General features: G+C 62.6%; 17 protein-coding genes. 12 read left to right on the forward strand and 5 right to left on the reverse strand.

The window, feature by feature from the left end:
- Positions 1 to 261: 261 nt before the first annotated feature.
- Positions 262 to 831 carry a MarR family winged helix-turn-helix transcriptional regulator gene (locus HB681_RS20770; RefSeq protein ID WP_213956761.1) on the forward strand — a complete coding sequence of 190 codons (570 nt, stop codon included), beginning with the start codon at positions 262 to 264 and terminating at the stop codon, positions 829 to 831.
- Between the two features lie 123 nt (positions 832 to 954).
- On the opposite strand, the gene HB681_RS20775 is transcribed toward HB681_RS20770, so the two are convergent.
- A complete protein-coding gene (locus HB681_RS20775) occupies positions 955 to 1401 on the reverse strand; it encodes a hypothetical protein (RefSeq protein WP_213956762.1) in 447 nt (148 codons plus the stop codon).
- A gap of 334 nt (positions 1402 to 1735) precedes the next feature.
- Between HB681_RS20775 and HB681_RS20780 the strand changes: the two genes are divergently transcribed.
- The 5 genes from HB681_RS20780 (at position 1736) to HB681_RS20800 (ending at position 9038) form a co-directional block, all read left to right on the forward strand.
- Positions 1736 to 2017, forward strand: a complete 282-nt coding sequence (locus HB681_RS20780) for an HU family DNA-binding protein (protein WP_213956763.1) — start codon at positions 1736 to 1738, stop codon at positions 2015 to 2017.
- 559 nt (positions 2018 to 2576) lie between these two features.
- Entirely contained in the window at positions 2577 to 5168 is a 2592-nt protein-coding gene (locus tag HB681_RS20785; protein WP_256354503.1) for a DEAD/DEAH box helicase, read from the forward strand.
- A 22-nt stretch (positions 5169 to 5190) separates the two neighbouring features.
- On the forward strand, positions 5191 to 6231 hold the full coding sequence (locus HB681_RS20790; protein WP_213956765.1) for a hypothetical protein: 1041 nt from the start codon (positions 5191 to 5193) through the stop codon (positions 6229 to 6231).
- Between the two features lie 48 nt (positions 6232 to 6279).
- Positions 6280 to 7056, forward strand: a complete 777-nt coding sequence (gene dksA, locus HB681_RS20795) for an RNA polymerase-binding protein DksA (RefSeq protein WP_256354514.1) — start codon at positions 6280 to 6282, stop codon at positions 7054 to 7056.
- A gap of 956 nt (positions 7057 to 8012) precedes the next feature.
- A complete protein-coding gene (locus HB681_RS20800; protein ID WP_213956767.1) occupies positions 8013 to 9038 on the forward strand; it encodes a tyrosine-type recombinase/integrase in 1026 nt (341 codons plus the stop codon).
- 384 nt (positions 9039 to 9422) lie between these two features.
- Here the strand turns inward: HB681_RS20800 and HB681_RS20805 are convergent, their stop codons facing one another.
- From HB681_RS20805 to HB681_RS20820, 4 genes are read right to left on the reverse strand one after another with little or no spacing between them, the layout of a single operon-like run.
- Positions 9423 to 9728, reverse strand: a complete 306-nt coding sequence (locus HB681_RS20805) for a hypothetical protein (protein WP_213956768.1) — start codon at positions 9726 to 9728, stop codon at positions 9423 to 9425.
- Positions 9718 to 10068: a hypothetical protein gene (locus tag HB681_RS20810; protein ID WP_213956769.1), complete on the reverse strand. Its 351-nt coding sequence runs from the start codon at positions 10066 to 10068 to the stop codon at positions 9718 to 9720. The genes HB681_RS20805 and HB681_RS20810 overlap by 11 nt, the downstream gene beginning before the upstream one ends.
- 4 nt (positions 10069 to 10072) lie before the next feature.
- Positions 10073 to 10975, reverse strand: a complete 903-nt coding sequence (locus HB681_RS20815) for a ParB/RepB/Spo0J family partition protein (RefSeq protein WP_213956770.1) — start codon at positions 10973 to 10975, stop codon at positions 10073 to 10075.
- Positions 10972 to 11751, reverse strand: a complete 780-nt coding sequence (locus tag HB681_RS20820; protein WP_213956771.1) for a ParA family protein — start codon at positions 11749 to 11751, stop codon at positions 10972 to 10974. The genes HB681_RS20815 and HB681_RS20820 overlap by 4 nt, the downstream gene beginning before the upstream one ends.
- Before the next feature lie 313 nt (positions 11752 to 12064).
- On the opposite strand from HB681_RS20820, the gene HB681_RS20825 reads away from it, so the two are divergent.
- From HB681_RS20825 to HB681_RS20850, 6 genes are all read left to right on the forward strand, one after another.
- Positions 12065 to 12646: a hypothetical protein gene (locus tag HB681_RS20825; protein WP_213956772.1), complete on the forward strand. Its 582-nt coding sequence runs from the start codon at positions 12065 to 12067 to the stop codon at positions 12644 to 12646.
- A 64-nt stretch (positions 12647 to 12710) separates the two neighbouring features.
- The gene (locus HB681_RS20830; RefSeq protein ID WP_213956815.1) at positions 12711 to 13007 is read left to right on the forward strand and encodes a hypothetical protein; all 297 of its coding nucleotides are present in this window, start codon (positions 12711 to 12713) and stop codon (positions 13005 to 13007) included.
- A 50-nt stretch (positions 13008 to 13057) separates the two neighbouring features.
- Positions 13058 to 13303 carry a TrbC/VirB2 family protein gene (locus HB681_RS20835; RefSeq protein WP_256354515.1) on the forward strand — a complete coding sequence of 82 codons (246 nt, stop codon included), beginning with the start codon at positions 13058 to 13060 and terminating at the stop codon, positions 13301 to 13303.
- 41 nt (positions 13304 to 13344) lie between these two features.
- A complete protein-coding gene (locus HB681_RS20840) occupies positions 13345 to 13710 on the forward strand; it encodes a type IV secretion system protein VirB3 (protein ID WP_213956773.1) in 366 nt (121 codons plus the stop codon).
- Positions 13711 to 13722: 12 nt separating this feature from the next.
- On the forward strand, positions 13723 to 16239 hold the full coding sequence (locus HB681_RS20845) for a VirB4 family type IV secretion/conjugal transfer ATPase (protein ID WP_213956774.1): 2517 nt from the start codon (positions 13723 to 13725) through the stop codon (positions 16237 to 16239).
- Positions 16232 to 16966 carry a type IV secretion system protein gene (locus HB681_RS20850; protein WP_213956775.1) on the forward strand — a complete coding sequence of 245 codons (735 nt, stop codon included), beginning with the start codon at positions 16232 to 16234 and terminating at the stop codon, positions 16964 to 16966. Before HB681_RS20845 ends, HB681_RS20850 begins: the two co-directional genes overlap by 8 nt.
- The last annotated feature ends 8 nt before the right edge of the window (positions 16967 to 16974 follow it).

Below are 16974 nucleotides of genomic sequence, written 5' to 3' on the forward strand. Positions count from 1 at the left end.
ACAAGACAATTTCGGTTCTGTTAGCGTTCGGATCGGGTAAACACTGACGATGCGGCTCATCGACCTCGTGCGCACAAGTTGAGCGATCAGGGCGTCCGTCGGCCCGCGAGTGAAGGGCCCGAATAGTTGCTTCAGCGCGGGTTCGCATTTGCGGCTACGTTTATTGCAGCGCGGGAGTACGGGACCATCGCGCCTCCCGGTGAGCGATGCTGCTTGCACCGGTGCTACGCCACGTGCTGCCTTTGGTCGGGAGCAAGAGGCATGTTGACTGTGAAAGAATATCTCTCTGCTATGAGTGCCTCGTCAAAATCTAAATCGACTCACCCCTGCAATCCGAAAAAATCCCCATGGGACGACCTGGATGCCGATGGAAAAGGGCTCTCCGTTACTGACTTCCTTACGACCCAGGTCATCAATACCGGGAATGCATTGCGCAAGCGCATTACGCTGAGCTACGCAAAGCAGTTCGGCATGTCGCCGGCGGAGTGGCGAATCTTGTCGGTGCTGGCCCATGCGCGGCGTATGGACTTTTCCCAACTCGCTCTTTCCGCTTCAACCGACAAGGGCTCCTTGGTCCGGATGCTTCGCAGCATGCAAGGCAAGGGCTTCTTGACGACGGTCAGCGAAGGGGCCGGATCTCAAAAGAAAGTTACCTGCACGATTTCACCGAAGGGCGCCGACCTTTACGACCAGGTGATGCCGATCGCTCGTCGTCGGCAAGCTGAAATGCTCCTGGAGTTGGCACCGGAACATCGTCGCGTCCTTTACCACTCGCTTGGCAGGCTGTTGGAGCTCTGCGGTCCTCAAGACGACGACTCCCACGACGCCTAGCGTTGCCCCGGCGCGCGACCTATTGATCGACCTGCGGTCTACCCTCATACGCCCTCGCAACATGCCGCTGCCTCCGTTGCGCAGCACACCGTTCGCTACCATTGCGCGTTGTTGATCAGGCCGTCACCTTCGGATTCTGGAGATGTCGATGGCCGCGCAGAGTTCTTCGTACTCGGTCAGGTCCACGCCCAGGGCGCCAAACCATTGGTCGAAGTGCAGGTCCAGTGCGTCGCTGCAGGGATGCTTGCCCCTGTGATGACGAATGAAGTCTTTGCGGTGCTGCACCTTGTCCGCGATGAGCATGTGCTTCACGGCTTCGATAGGGCCGGCGGAAGGATAGCCATTGGACTCCATGCGAAGGCCTTCATGCGAGCGTTGCGCCCTGCTGGTTGGCCAGGCATTGGCCCTGCTGCGGAATTCCATGACCAGCAGGATCACGAACGGGTCCGCGTCGACGCTGTTCATGAAATCCTGGCCGTGGTGAATCAGGTCCTCGTCCGCTTGGAACAGTGGGTGCAGGCAGAATGCACGCATCGCAGCCTCCGTGGCGTCGAGTTCGCTCAGGATCATCAGCCCCTCGTCGATGCGCTGCAGGAGCGCGACCCCTGAGCCTTTCGCGACCCTATCGGCGTAGTGCGTCCGGATGGCCTAGTACTCGGGCGACCAGGTGGCACGAAGGATGTCCTCTGCAACGATCAAAGCGGTAACTCCATCTGCGAATTGTCCGCGATCGCCATGTCGCTTCTCGCGCGATTTGGACCAGGCGATTCGCGCCGCGATGTCGTGAGGCAGAGTCTGCCAACCGTGCACTGGCGACCCTTCCGAATCGCGCGCAGACTGCGACGCAAATCGCCTGACTTACCGGAGCTATCCTTTCCCTTCAACTTTCACGAGGAATCTCAGTTTGAACAAGACCGAACTTATCGCCGCGATCGCAGCCGACGTGGATCTCAGCAAGGCCGAGGCGGCCCGCGTTCTGGAATCAGTGCTCGAAAACTTGACCAAGGCCCTGGCGCGTGGGGAGACTGTGCAAGTGATCGGATTTGGCAACTTCACGGTGGCGAGCCGCCCCGAGCGTGCTGGCCGCAATCCGTCGACGGGTGAACAGATGACGATCAAGGCGAGCAAGTCGCCGAAGTTCACAGCAGGCAAGGCACTGAAGGACGCCGTCAACGCTTCCGCATAGTCGTTCGCGACCTGGATCGGCTCCGTGACAATCCTCAGCGAGGCCCTTGACGCGACCCGCCAACGCGGGTGTCGACCGGTCAGAAGCAGCGCTCCCGCAGGGGCATCGGCAAGACGCCACAACGGTCAATCTCGCGGGCGCGTGGTGAGGTCGATGCAGTTGCTGACCACTCTCGCAGGCGCCCCCTTTGCGGGGAGATATTTTCAAGACAGTCCCGCATCTCTGCACGGCGAGCGTCTTGATGCACGGGCAGACGCGCGCGTCAACGCCGCGAACGACGCGACGCGCATCCGCTTCGGTGCCGCGGCCGGCTTGCTTGAGGTGACTGGCGCGTACCATTTCCGGCCACTCCACTCTCTAGCGAAAATCCTCCTTCATGGCTGATTACGATGGCGCTGAGTCGGTCCCTCAGGGCGATCACATGGGCTTGGATCTTGCCCTTGCCATTTCGCCGGCCGGCCGGGGCTACCTCGAGATCGTGCACGATGCGAGCGACGCTGCGGTGTCGCATGCGGCAACGCGGATTCGCAAGGCCTACGAGCGCGGCAGCGCGCATGGATTGCTGCAGCTGGGCGCGGTAGAACTGGGCGCCGCCCTGCCCCCCTCGCTGGCCTTCGGGCGCGAGTTCGCGCATCTGTTCATGGTGCGGCTGACCGCCCTTGTCACGCTGGCCGAGGACTGGGCGAACGTCGAGTTGCCCGCCCCCCGCGCAGAGCTGGAGCAACTGGCAGCCGCAGCGCCACCGATGACGGGTGCGGAATACCTCGACGGAACGGCGCTCGATGCATGGTGGGCGGACATGCACTCGGCAGTGCGCGAGGAAATCGCGGCCAGCGGTGGCGCGATAGATTCGTGGCTGCGAAGCAAACATCCCAGTTGGAACCTGGTTGGCCGGGTCTGTTTTCATCTGGCGGAGAACAAGGGCAACGAACTGGCACCGTTCGCCTTTCTTGCCACCTGCGCGAGCCATGTGTCAAAGGAAGCTCGCGTCCAGCACGTGCCATTGGGGCGAGCGCTGCAGAGCTATTCGCAGGCCCAGGATCGCGCCGGGCTGTTGAAACTGCTGCTGCCGGTGCACAAGGCCGCCGAGCAGAGCCCGTGGCTGAAATCGCTGGTCGATTCAGGAAAGGTGTTCCATCCGTTGGCCTGGTCGCCACCCGAGGCGCACCAGTTCCTGCGCAACGTGCCGCTGTTCGAGGCCAACGGCCTGATTGTGCGCATACCGGACTGGTGGAAGCCGCGCCACCCGCCACGCCCGCAAGTGCGGGTGACGCTGGGTCAGCAAGCCTCGGGCATCGGGCTGGCCACGATGCTCGACTTCAAGGCCGAGCTCACGCTCGACGGCGAAGCGCTTTCCGACGAGGAGCGGAGAAGCATGTACTCGGCCGGCGACGGTCTGGTGCGACTCAAGGGACGCTGGGTCGAGGTCGACCGCGAAAAGCTCGACGCCGTGCTGGCCCACTGGAAGACGGTGCAGCGCTCGGCCGCTGCCGACGGGATTTCCTTTCTCCAGGGGATGCGACTGCTGTCGGGCGCCGCCATTGACGGCGAGGCCCCGGCGGCGCTGGCGGAATCGACTGCCGAGTGGTCCATCGTGGCGGCGGGCGACTGGTTGCACGATGCGCTCGCACAACTTCGCGAACCTGAGGAGGGGGCCGATGCGCAACCCGAGCTTCTGGCGCAACTGCGGCCCTACCAGCGCAAGGGGGTCCAATGGTTGTGGTGGCTCAACCGCCTGGGGCTGGGTGGCTGTCTGGCCGACGACATGGGACTGGGCAAGACGGTTCAGGTGCTGGGCCTCTTCTCGCTGGCCAAGCGCGAGCGCGATCCGGGGCCGCATCTTCTGATCGTGCCCGCTTCGCTCATCGCCAACTGGCAGGCGGAGGCGGCACGCTTCGCACCCCACTTGCGACTGCTGGTCGCGCACCCTTCAGTGATCCCGGCCAAGGAACTGGCCGCGCTATCTCGGCATCGACTCGCGGGCGTTGACATCGTCGTGACGAGCTACGGCACTGTCGCGCGCCTCCCCTGGATGGCCGAAGTGCAGTGGTCCCTGGTCGTGCTGGATGAAGCGCAGGCCATCAAGAACCCCGGCGCACAGCAGACGCGCAAGATCAAAACCCTCAACAGCCGGGTGCGTTTCGCGATGACGGGCACGCCGGTGGAAAACCGGCTCGGCGACCTCTGGTCGCTTTTCGATTTCATCTGCCCCGGATTGCTGGGGTCGGCAGCGACATTCAACCGTTTCGTACGCCGCCTGGCGGACAGCGAGCACGCGGACTACGCGTCGCTGCGCCGCCTGGTGCAGCCCTACATCCTGCGGCGCCTCAAGAGCGACAAGCGCGTCATTGCCGACCTGCCCGACAAGACCGAGGTCAAGGCCTACTGCGCACTCAGCAGGGTCCAGGCGAGCCTGTACCAGCAATCGGTCGAAGCGCTGGCCACGCAGATCGAGACCCTGGAGGGCATAGAGCGCCGTGGCGTGGTCCTGGCCTTTCTGATGCGCTTCAAGCAGATTTGCAACCACCCTTCACAATGGCTGGGCGACGGCGCGTACGGGCCGCATGACAGCGGCAAGTTTGCACGTCTGCGCGAATTGACCGAGGCGATCGCTGCGCGCCAGGAGAAGGTGCTGGTCTTCACGCAGTTCCAGGAAATGACCGCGCCGCTGGCGCAGTTTCTGCATGGCGTTTTCGGGCGACCAGGCCTGGTGCTTCACGGCGGAACCGCGGTGAAGGCACGCGCGGCCCTGGTTGAAGCGTTTCAACGCGAGCAGGGGCCGCCATTCTTTGTCCTGTCCCTCAAGGCGGGGGGCACGGGCCTGAACTTGACCGCCGCGTCGCACGTCGTGCATTTCGATCGCTGGTGGAATCCGGCCGTTGAAAATCAGGCGAGCGACCGTGCCTATCGAATCGGGCAGAAGAGGAATGTGCTGGTTCACAAGTTCGTCTGTCGCGGCACCGTGGAGGAGAAGATCGACGCCCTTGTTGAAGCAAAACTCGGTTTGTCGAACCAGATCATCGAGGGCGGCGGCGAGGCACTGTTGACAGAAATGAGCAACGACGAGTTGCTGCGCATGGTGGCGCTGGATATCGGTAGTGCGATGATCGAGCCCAAGGCGGGCCACACGGGCCAAGTGGGCAAGGACTAAGACCTGGGAGCCGAGAAAACACATGGCACGAAACGACTACGGCAGTTGGGCGCCCTACGTTCCGGTGGCACAGCGGCAGCACAAAGCGAAGCAAAAGGCCGCGGCGCTCGCGAAGAAGGGGCAGGTTTGTCAACCGGTCACGATCCAAGGCCGCGCCATCGCCAAGAGCTTCTGGGGCAAGGCGTGGTGCGACAACCTGGAGTCCTACAGCGACTTTGCAAACAGGCTGCCGCGCGGGCGAACGTATGCGCGCAACGGCTCGGTGATCGACCTGCGCATTGAGCCCGGCAAGGTGCACGCGCTCGTGTGCGGATCCGAACTCTACAGCGTCGAGATCACTGTGCACCCGCTGGAGGCGAAGGCGTGGGACGCGATCATGAAGGAATGCTCAGGCAAGGTTGCGAGCGTGATCGAGTTGCTGCAGGGTCGCCTGTCCCAAGCGGTGATGGAAACGGTGACGCGCCGTGGCGAGGGGCTATTCCCGCAGCCGACGCAAATCAGCTTGCGCTGCAATTGCCCGGATGCGGCATCCATGTGCAAGCATGTCGCGGCAACGCTGTACGGCATCGGTGCACGGCTGGACGATGAGCCGGAACTGCTGTTCCGGCTGCGCCATGTGGAGCCGACGGAACTGATTCGGCAAGCCGCCGACATTCCGATGATGACGCCGCCCGACGCGCAAGGTGTGTTGGACAGCGCCGATCTGTCGGCCCTGTTCGGCATCGATCTCGACGATGCATCCGCCGCGCCAACGGCGCTACCGCTGCCCGCCGGAGCGCCGTCGCGCAAGCGCTCACGGAAGCCCCAAGTCGTCGATCCGCCCGCGCCGCCGGTGTCGGCGAAAAACAGAATAGCGGTAGCGCCGCGCCGTGCGCAAGGCAGGGCCGTCACGGCCGGTGAGTTGATTTCGCGCGGCGTCGCGCGACACATGATTCAGGCCTGGCTCGCTTCCGGCGTTCTGTTGCGCACGAAGCAGCGCGGCGTGTACCGGACCACCGCGCAGACTGAAGCTCGAATCGTTGGCTATATGGCTCGAGCTCCTCGAAGCCAGGCGGGAGAGTGAGTTCGTCCAAACATCAAAGGTCAACCATCAACTGCCATGAGGTTTACGATGGTGTCGTTCTGGACTTCGCCACTGTCAGTCGTCTTGCCTCGCCGCTTCTTTCCTGACATCTCGGCACGGCCGCGGCGGGACTTGGTTGTGCGACCCTTTTGCTCCTATCAAGACGCCCATGAAGAAACGGCTGCCGCCCCCACACCCGCTCCGGGGAGCCCCGTCGTCCCCGATCCACCCGCTCGCGTGCCCCGCGTTTCGCGCCTTTCCCAACGGACGGTGCCTTCGATGGCGCAGTCGGTGGCTTCTACCGCCGCCAAGTCCAGCTTCAGCCAGGTCGTGTCGAGCGCGCTGGTGCCACCGCCGCACGTCACGGTCAAGAAAGACCCGAAGCTCGCCAACAACTGGAAGACAAAGTCGCCCGAGCAATTGAGCGACGCCGAAGTCATCGCCATGCCCGACAGCGAGTACATGAACGAGAAGCAGATGGCGTTCTTTCGGCTCAAGCTGGTGAGCCTCAAGCAGGGCATCCTGGAAAATGCCACCCAGACCACCGACCACCTGCGCGACGACGCGGTGGTCGTGCCCGACCCAGCCGACCGCGCCACCATCGAGGAAGAGCACGCCCTCGTATTGCGCACGCGCGACCGCGAGCGCAAGCTGTTGAAGAAGATCGGGCAGTCGATCCAGCGCATCGACGCCGGCGACTACGGCTACTGCGACGAAACCGGTGAGCCGATAGGCGTCGGTCGCCTGCTGGCGCGGCCAACGGCGACCTTGTCCCTCGAAGCGCAACAGCGCCGCGAACTGAAGCAAAAGATGTTCGGGGACTGAGTAACTGCAAAGAGGAGTCGGGCCGCCCGCCGTCCAAGGGAGCGAAGTTCGTCCGCTTTCCGTTCAAGTAATGGGCGGAACTGCACGAGGCGCTTCGACGCTGCAACGGCGAACAGGATAGTGGACGCCGGCCAAGCAAGTTGGTGCAGCTCAACGGAGCACGCGGACCCGCCGACAGGACGGATGCCGCAAGGCGGCGGCATCAATCCGGCGCGGGAGAGGATCCTCAGGCCGCCCAAAGGCACGAAAATGACGCCATGACCGATCCTGACCCTCTGTCCGAAGAGGGGGCCCTGAGACCAACCCCGTTGCCGCTAGATGGCGAGCGTTCTGATGCCCGGGAAGTAGCCCCCATCAGCGCCGCCGATGAGGCGGCGCAGTCTCGCTTCGGTGCGGCGGCTATCGTGCTTGACCGCCTGGACACGCGGCCGCTGCATCTCCGATCGGCCAGGCGCCCGTGGTGGAAGTTCTGGGGCTGAGCGCCGGCGATATGCGCATGACAGGCTGAATCCCCCTTTGTCGACTCGCATCGGACTCGCTGCCCCTCTCTATCGAACGCCGCATTGCGCTCCGCATGGAGATGACCTGGGAGTTGAATCAGCGATGGTCTCGTTCGCGCAGTCCGGCTGTATCAGTCTGATTGTGTCGCGCTCGCCCGCGGCCACATAGACCGGCGGTGTCGTTCCAGGGATCGGAATGCAGAAAGAAGCGCCGCCGGTGGCGCAGAAGAGTACTTCTGTTGCGTCAAGGGCCGCCTGGTGAAGATGTTCCGTTCCTGGGACTGGCATTGCTCATCGCGAGGCTACGCCACGCGCCGTGGAGGTGGGGGTCGAAAGTGTTGAGTTGCCTGCGGCTGTTAGAAAGCCTCGTCACAAATAAACTAACGGGGAACAGAAGTCTTTCATCGGCAAAGTACAGTACAGCAACATAATGCTGCATTCCGTTAGTATGTTCTTATGTCTACCCTCGCCCTGTTCTCCGACACTCCGGCGGAAATCCATACCGCTGCTTTCGAGCGCTGGCTGGCCGACCAGCGCGCCGCCGGGACATTGCGCCAAGCGTCCTCGATCGCCGTCTACGGGGAAATGTGGGCCGCGTTCACCGCCTGGTGTCTCGGCCAGCAACCCACTGTGACGCTCGCGTCGCTGGACCCGCGCGATCTCGAGGCATTCCATGCAGCCCGGTTCGGTACCAAGAACTCGGACCTGTCCCTGACCCCTCGACATGCACTGCGATTGATGCGACTGATCGACCGGGTGCTTGGCCACCATGCGGCAGAGATGAATCAACAGCCGAACACAGCGGCGGCCGACTGGATCGCTTCGCACCCCGAAGTTCGCTTTGCCGATGCGGCAAGCGCCGATCCGCTTCCGGAGTACCTGTCCAGTGTCGAGGCCAGGCACCTGATCGCCTACCTCTCGGCCGCACGGCCACGACCGGGCCTGTCGGAGGCCCGACGCAACAGCCACTCCTCGTTCACCTGGCAGGAACTGCGCAATCGCACCGCGGTGGCACTGCAACTGGGCGGCGGACTGACGCCAGGCGACGTGCGGGTCTTGACGCTGCAATCGCCGACATCGCATGGCGGCCGCGTGCGCGAGCGGCCCTGGAAAGTGTCGGTTCCGGGCAATGGCAGCTCGCTTCCGCGCGAGACACCGATCGCGCCGTGGGCCGGCGAACTGCTTCAGCACTGGTTGCAGGTTCGTGCGGAGGCAGGCATCCCCGGTGAGTTCCTTTTCCCGTCGACGCGCACGGGCAAGCCCTGGAGCAAGCTGTCGCACTACCAGTGCGCGCGCCAGGTGCTCGAGGACGCCGGCCTGGACAGCAGCGAGGGCGGATCCTTCCGCCTGAGGCACACCTTCGCCATTCGCCAGCTGCGCCGCGGTACAGACGCTGTGCAAGTCGCGCGCTGGCTCGGGATCGAACCGGAGGCGATGAGGAAGTACGACCGGGTCGTCGCTGCACCGGCCGACGTCATCTGAGTCCTTGCCCAGAAGATTGTGGGCGCCGCAGCCGGCGGAAGATGCCAACTCACGCTCCTCGCGAAGCCTCAGCGTCTGATCTCCGAACGCGACTTCACGGCGACCTACTCCTCATCGTGCTGGCCGACCGTGCCGTCGCACTTGGCGACGATGAGACGACGAACGCGTGATGACGCGACTGATATGAACGGTCATCGATCGTCCAGCCGCACTGTCAACAAGCCGCGCCTTGTGAGGCTACTTACTTTGCCGCATCCACCACATCCGATGCGGCAGTCGTGATCACGCTCACGCAGAACAAAGGCGCCCACGCAGCCGTTCTCATGGCCGTAGCGGCTTCCGTGCGACGACAGGAAGGCGTGCTCAAATGCTAGCGACCGAGCGCTAGTCGCGAGACGCTTCTTCATGCTCGCGCATGCGCTTGCGGAAAAGCGCGTGCGCTGCCTTGACCGCATCGACCGGGCCTCTCAGCGTGACCTCCGACCATCCCGCCGGCAACGCGTATCCCTTCACGTGCTTGACCACCTCGGCGCGGATCGCGTAGATACGCTTGTCGAGCAAGCAGTACTCCATTGCCAGCTTCTGTGGCCGTTCATTTCCGAGGAACAGGCGTCTTGCGATCTCCGCGGTCCGCTCATCGAAGCGGCGCTCCCTGAGGACGCGTTCAAGAATGGGCTCGTCAACGGTCATGGCTTGGCGGGAGGTTCATGAAAACGCTCATCAGGGCGAGGAACAGCCAGTAGAGCATCAGCGTGCCTATCGAAAAGGCCAGCATGCCCCATCGCGGAAACCGCGGGTCGCCGATCAGGAAGCCGAAGATCAGCGTGACGATGAAGCTCAGGAACGCGATAGGCACCAGCGTCGCGCGCAACAATGGCTCGAGCAGGATCAGCACCGCACAGCAGGTCAGCCGCACGGCCTGCCAGACAACAAGGAGCAGCACTCCCAGCATCCGGAGTCCGAGCGATCGTCGGGGAGCCACGAACTCGCCACGCCTTAACTGACGCCGGTTGATCTGAATGTTGGCCATTTCATTACTCCTCCGTGGCCCAGCAAACGAGCCGCAAATCTTTCAGCTTGACCATGTCGCGCGACCCATCGCCGAAACGCACTTCTGCGGCGTCGTGATCGTGCGCCTTCAAGCGCAACGAGCCGCGTCGCCCGGCGTGTTCGACAACCAGCACGGTGCGTCCCGCACTGGGTGCGCCGCTGGCTTTGACACCGACGGTGCTCGACGACGTGTTCGGGTTCACCGTCGCACTCTCTTCCCGTGACGGCGGATCCAGGCTGGCCCGGGTAATGACGCTTGCGCCAGCGAGCAAGGCAGTTGCCCGCTCGGGCTGCGTCTTCATCGTCATGGCCAGCCGATAAAGCACACGCACATCCGCCCCCAGACGTCCGGCTTCGAACGCCTGTCGAATCTCCTGGGGCGCCTCGATCAAGCCTGCCACCTCCGTGATGAAGGAGCGCGATTTGTTGAGGCGCCTGCTGATTTCGACGCGCGAATGCCCTTCCCGTTCGCGCTCCGCGATGAATGTCGCCAGATCGAACGGCGACATGTCTTCCCGATGCAGGTTTTCCGCGACTTGCGCGAACGGATCGATGCGCTCGTCCAGGAACGCTGGCATTTCAGTCAATCCCGCCTCGCATGCAGCACGAACGCGACGCTCCCCGCGGTTGACGATGAAGCGGCCCTCGAGGTCATGATTTGTTCTCAGCGACACAGGTTCGAGGACACCGTGCGTGAGAATCGACGAGGCCAATTCTGCAATCGAAGCCTCATCGACATTGCGCCGCGGTTGACGGGGATCGAAATCGATCAGGGCAATCGCAACCTGCATCGGCTTTCCGGGGCCGGCTATCGGCTCGATCTGCAACAAGTCGCTCGCCTTGAACTGCGCCAGGCCGCTGAGATCAAGGCTTTGGATGGTATTCATGTGGCACTTTCCTCCACCGCAGCGTCGTAGTGCATGCGCTGCATGATCAAACGGAAAACCTCAAACACCTCTTCACTTGCCTCGCGCGCCGAAGTCTTGCTGAGTTCCCAGACCGGCATGCCTGCAGCCAATGCTTCCGGGATGGCGGAGCGGGTGGAGATCTTGGCGGGGAGCACGAACTCGCCGTAGTTCGCCACCAGGTCGCGCAGAGCCGCCTTCTGCCGCAATGAATGTGGATTGAACCGGTTGGCCACGACGCCAGCCAACGTCAAGCGCGGGTTGTAGCGCTTCTGGACACCAAAGATCGTCTTGAGCATGTCCGTGACGCCGTCGATGCTGTACTCCTCCAGTTCGATCGGACAGACAACCACATCGGCGGCGATCAATGCCGTGCTCATGCGCAGGCCGAGCGCTGGCGGCGTATCGATGATCACGAAGTCATAGGTCCCTCCCAAGGCAGCGACTTGCCGGCGAAACGCTGGAACTACCACCTCAGCGCGCGCCAATTCGAGGTCTGCCAGACGTTTGCTGCCCTTGAGCAACGTGACGCTGCCAGGCGCAGCCCTTGCAACAGCAACCGTCTCCACCGCGAACAGTGCGGCGGCCTCCAACTCTCCGCCAAAGCGCGCCAGTGACTTCGAGCAATTGCACTGCGAATCGAGATCGATCACACACACGGCCGCGGCGTGTTTGGCGGCAAGCCACTGTGCAAAAAGTACTGCGAGCGTCGATTTGCCTACGCCGCCCTTTTGATTGCTGATGACCACAACACGCATTGAACTCTCCTTTGCCGCGGCAGATGCTTCCCGTCATCCGTCCCATTTTTACGGTCGGTTGCAAAACTTGCGAGGTACCTGACTTCGGGTATCTTGAGCGAAAGGTGCCGGCGTCCTAACATATTTCCGACGATACGAAACGGGCTGCGCGTTCTGGCGCGATTTCAATTACAGAACACATGCGACTGCAAGCGTCGCAGACGGAAAATAGCAGCCCTCGGCATGTTTAGTCAAGCTTCTATAGCTAGCTATAGAATGACTTCGAGCCAATTTACCACTTGACAACGCCACGATTGCATGAAACATTGCGGCCATGGAAGTCCGGGAAGTTCAACGCATCGCTGCTGTGTTGAAAGGCATGGGAAAGCCTTCCGCCGCGTCCTGTCCGCGTTTTTCCCTCGCATTTTCGCTTGCTCTTGCGCTGGCCTTTTGCCCAGGAGATGCAATGAGCCAGCCCGTGTCGACAAAGGTCAGCACGGCCGAACAGGCCGCGCGCGAAGACGATCGGCTTCTCATCCTACGCAATGAACTCAAGAAGTCTGAGGCGCTCGTCGAATCGCTTGCGAAGCGCAGAGCCGAGCGCCTTGCAGCATCCGACATCGTTGCAGCGGATGAAGCCGAAAGTGACCGCATCCGTGTCTTGAGCGACATCGCTGGGATCAAGCGCGAGATTGCCGCGACACAACCAGCTCCTTCACCGACACAGCCTAGAGCTCCGACGGCTGGCGTCAGGGCCCTGGCGGCCCAACCTGTTCAGCCCAAGACCGAGAAGGCCGCCCCATGGTGGGATGTCTATGGCAAGTCCGGGCGCGCAGACGCTGCCGTTAGCGGCCCTTCTGCCCAGGCGTCCCGCCCCACATCAGCGCGCTTCGAACCGTCCCATCGCATGGAGTGATCCAACATGGCTGTCCTTGCTATCCCTCAGAATCTCGCGCCATCGATCAATAAAAAGGACAGCCATGGCAACGACCCGTCGGGTCAGCAAGAACCCCCCGGAACTGGAGCCGCCGGGGAACGAAATATCTCAGGTGGATTTTATTGGCCTGCTGCAAAAGCGCGCAGTTCACGAACTGGTGATCGTGGAGTTCGCACCCAACCTGTATCGCATCGAGGCCATCATTGCCTGGCGGGTGGGGCGCTGGACGCTGACAGGCTGGAGAGCCCCGCGCACCTTCAAGACTCTCGAGACACTCGTGCGTCACCTCAAGACGATGGGCGCAACTCACACCGTGACACGGTTGGAGCTTCTGCCTTAGATGCTATTCGAGCGGCCTGCATCCATGCTTTCTGGAAGGGGCTCGCACTGCTGGTTCTGGTTCTGCCTGGCGTTGCGCTGGCCGGCAGTCCATTCGCCACCGGTGCCAACGCCACACAAAGCCAGTTGGTCAGCATCCTGACGCCGCTGGCCGCCGTGGCAGTCATGGTTTCCGGTGTTATGGCGTGGTTCGGGCGGGTCAGTTGGTGGTGGATGGTGGGTGTCGTGCTGGGCACGGTGCTGGTCTTCGGTGGCCCTCAGATCGTGTCCTGGATTCGCGGGATGTTCGGCGTCTGAGCGACGACGTACCCACGCGCAAGGCATGGATCGAGGCCGCCATGAACCGCAACCAGGGCATCGTTGCCGACACGCTGTTTGTCGGCATGACCCGTCCCTCGATGATCTGGGGCGTGACGTATTCGGCCATGATGTTCAATGTCGTGATCACGACCGAGTCGTTTATCGTGACCAAGAACCTGGCCTGGCTGCTAGCGTTTCTGCCGATCCACGGCGTGCTGTACCTGGTCTGCCTCTACGAGCCCCGCTTCTTCGACCTGCTGCAGCTCTGGGGCCGCACACGACTGCCGGCCATCCTGGCAGGCAATGTGCGCTATTGGCGCGCGAACTCGTACAGCCCGCTTGCCCTTGACCTGCCAGCTTTGAACGGCCGGCGCCGGCAGGTGCCAGACCGCGTCATGCTCTGAGGAGCAGTCTTGATGGCACTCACCCTGCGCAAGGATCGGACGCTTCGCCGCGAGGCCAGCGCTGCATCGATGATCCCGCTGCTCGCGCACGTGGACGAGCATGTCGCGAGGACGAAGGCCGGCGACTACGTCCAGACGTTTCGCCTCGCAGGCGCGAGCTTCGAGAGCGCGGACGACGAGGACATCAACAGCTGGCACAAACGCCTCAATGTCTTCCTGCGCAACATCGCGTCGCCCAATCACGCCGTATGGACTCACGTCATCAGGCGAAGGGAGTCAGGCTACCCTGCCGGCCGCACCATTCCCGGCTTTGCGCACGACCTCGAGCAGCGCTACCGCCGCAAGATGGCGGGCGAACGGCTGATGGTCAACGAGTTGTACCTCTCCCTGGTCTTCCGGCCCCAGCCGACGCGCATCGGCAACGCAGCGCTTCGCATCCTCAAGAAGACGGATTGTGAAGGCGAGCGCACCGAACTAACCGACTCGCTCGACGAGTGCACCAAGAAACGGCAGGAACTGCTCGCTGCGCTGGAGCGGTATGACCCGGAGCCGCTGGGCATCTACCGGCTTGCCGGCACGCCCGTCCTGTTCTCTTCGTTCCTGGAATTTCAGGCGCTGCTCATCAATGGAGACTGGCAGCGGATGCCGCTGCCACGGTCGCCGTTGAACGAAGTGCTGGCCACAACCCGCCCGTTCTTCGGCAACGAAGCGATGGAGTACCGGACGGGCACTGAGACCCGCATCGGAGCGTTCCTCGGCATCAAGGAGTATCCGACGCCGACGGCGCCGGGGATGTTCGGCTCGCTCCTGACCGCGCCGTTCCCCTTCGTGCTGACGCAAAGCTTCACGTTCCTCGGAAAGGGAGCAGCCACCGACATGATGAGCCGCCAGCACAATCGCATGGCCGCAGCCGGCGACATGGCCGTCTCACAGGCCGAAGAACTCAAGGATGCACTGGACGACCTGATGAGCAACCGGTTCGTCGTCGGCGACCACCACTTCACCCTGCATGTGCTTGCGGACGCCTATGACGGCCTCAGCGAAGCAGAGGGCCGTCCGCGCCTGAAGCAGTTGAACGACAACGTCGCGCGGGCCCGGTACTTGCTGAGTGACACCGGCATGGTCGTCGCCCGCGAGGACCTGGCACTGGAAGCCGCCTTCTGGGCGCAGCTCCCTGGCAACTTCGCCTTCCGCACTCGCAAGGCCCCCATCACCAGCCGCAACTTTGCGGCAATGTCGCCATTCCACAATTTTCCGACCGGTCGCGCGACCGGCAACTACTGGGGCGATGCACTGACAATGTTCATGACGCGCGCTGGCTCGCCGTACTACTTCTCGCTGCACGCAAGCGATCCGCGCAGCGCCGATGGCGGCAGCCGCAAGGATGTCGGACACCTTACCAGCATCGGACCGGTGGGCACCGGCAAGACAACCTTCTTGGGCTTTTGCATGGTCGCGATCTGCAACCGGCTGGACGCGACACAGGTGATTTTCGACAAGGACGAGGGCCTGCATATCCTGGTGCGAGCACTCGGCGGCCAGTACCTGCCGCTGAAGAACGGCGCGCCAACGGGCTGCAACCCCCTGCAGCTCGACGAGACGGTCTCCGACAACGTCGAATTCATGCGACATTGGCTGCGTCGGCTCGTGCTCCGTACCCCTACGGACACCCTCACGGTCCGCCAGGAAGACGACCTCGACCAGGCGCTGAAGGGCACGCTCCGACTGGAACCTCCCTTCCGACGTCTCTCCCGTCTCGCCGCGTTCCTCGACATTACCGATCCGGAAGGAATCCATGCGCGGCTGCGCAAGTGGTGCGCCTCTGAGCAGGGCGACTATGCCTGGGTCTTCGACAACCCCTACGACGAGGTGGCGCCCCTCCTGTCGCGTCATTCGCTGGTGGGTTTCGACGTGACCGACTTTCTGGACAACGACATGGTGCGCGCGCCGCTCACGATGTACCTCTTCCATCTGGTCAACCGCATGGTGGATGGCAGAAAGCTCGTGTGCTGGATGGACGAGTTCGCCAAGCTGCTGAACGACCCTGCGTTTGCGAAGTTCGCGAAGAACGGCCTGGAGACCTGGCGCAAGAAGAACGCCAACCTCGAGACCTTCACGCAAAGTGCAAGCCACGTCCTTGACTCCAACATCGCCCGTGCGATCGTCGAGCAGACGCCCACCAAGATCCTGTTTCCGAACCCGGAGGCGGATTACAAGGAATACACCGAAGGCTTCAATCTGACAGACCGTGAGTTCGCGCTGATCAAGCAGGAGCTCGAGCCAGGCTCACGGCAGTTCCTCATCAAGCAGAACCATATCAGCGTGGTCGCACAGCTCGACCTCACGGGGTTCGATGACGCACTCCATGTGATCTCTGGGCGCACCAGTAACGTCCGCTTGATGCAGCAGTTGATTGACATCCACGGGCCGCAACCCGATCAGTGGTTACCGCATTTTCTGGCGGCACTCGCGACCGCGCAAGGCACCGTCCCTTCCCTTCCCTCCCTCAAGGAGACATCTCATGCGTAAACAACTCTTTGCCGTACTGATTGCGGCCGCCGCTTTCCTCGCGCCGCCTCATGCCCATGCCGGCATCCCCGTGATCGACTTCGCCGCGATCGGCAACCTCATGCAGCAGCTCGTGGCTTGGGAGCAGCAGCTGCAGGGGATGCAGAGGCAATACGAACAGCTGAAGCAGTCGAAGGATCAACTGCAGCAGACTTACAACGCCATGACAGGCAGCCGGGGGATGGACCAGCTGCTGCCCACCTCGGACGCGGCGCGTAATTACCTGCCCTCCAGCTACGGCGAACTGATGGGTACGATCAACGGCTCGTCGGTGAACTATGCGGGACTGGCGGACAAGGTCCAGTCGATCATGAAGGCCAACGGCATCCTGTCGAGCACCCAGATGGACGCGCTGACCCCGCAGATGCGATACGAAATCGAGCAGGGGCGACAGGCCTCGGCCATGCTCAGCGGCATGACGCAGAGTGCCTACCAGAACACGAGCCAGCGGTTCTCTGCGCTACAACAGCTGATCAGCCGGATCGGCACTGCACAGGATCCGAAAGCGATCCAGGACCTCCAGGCACGTATGCAAGCGGAACAGGCCATGCTGACCAACGAGCAGACGAAGTTGCAAAGCCTGTACCAAGTCGCCCAATCTGAAGAACTCGCACGCCGTCAAAGAATACGCGAGCGGGTGACTTCAGATATTGGTTCTGCTCGATCTCTTGGCACCGTGGACTACTAGGATCGATC

Origin of the sequence: Variovorax sp. dw_954 (assembly GCF_018449755.1) — a bacterium.
In the GTDB taxonomy this organism is placed as follows: Bacteria; Pseudomonadota; Gammaproteobacteria; order Burkholderiales; family Burkholderiaceae_C; genus Variovorax.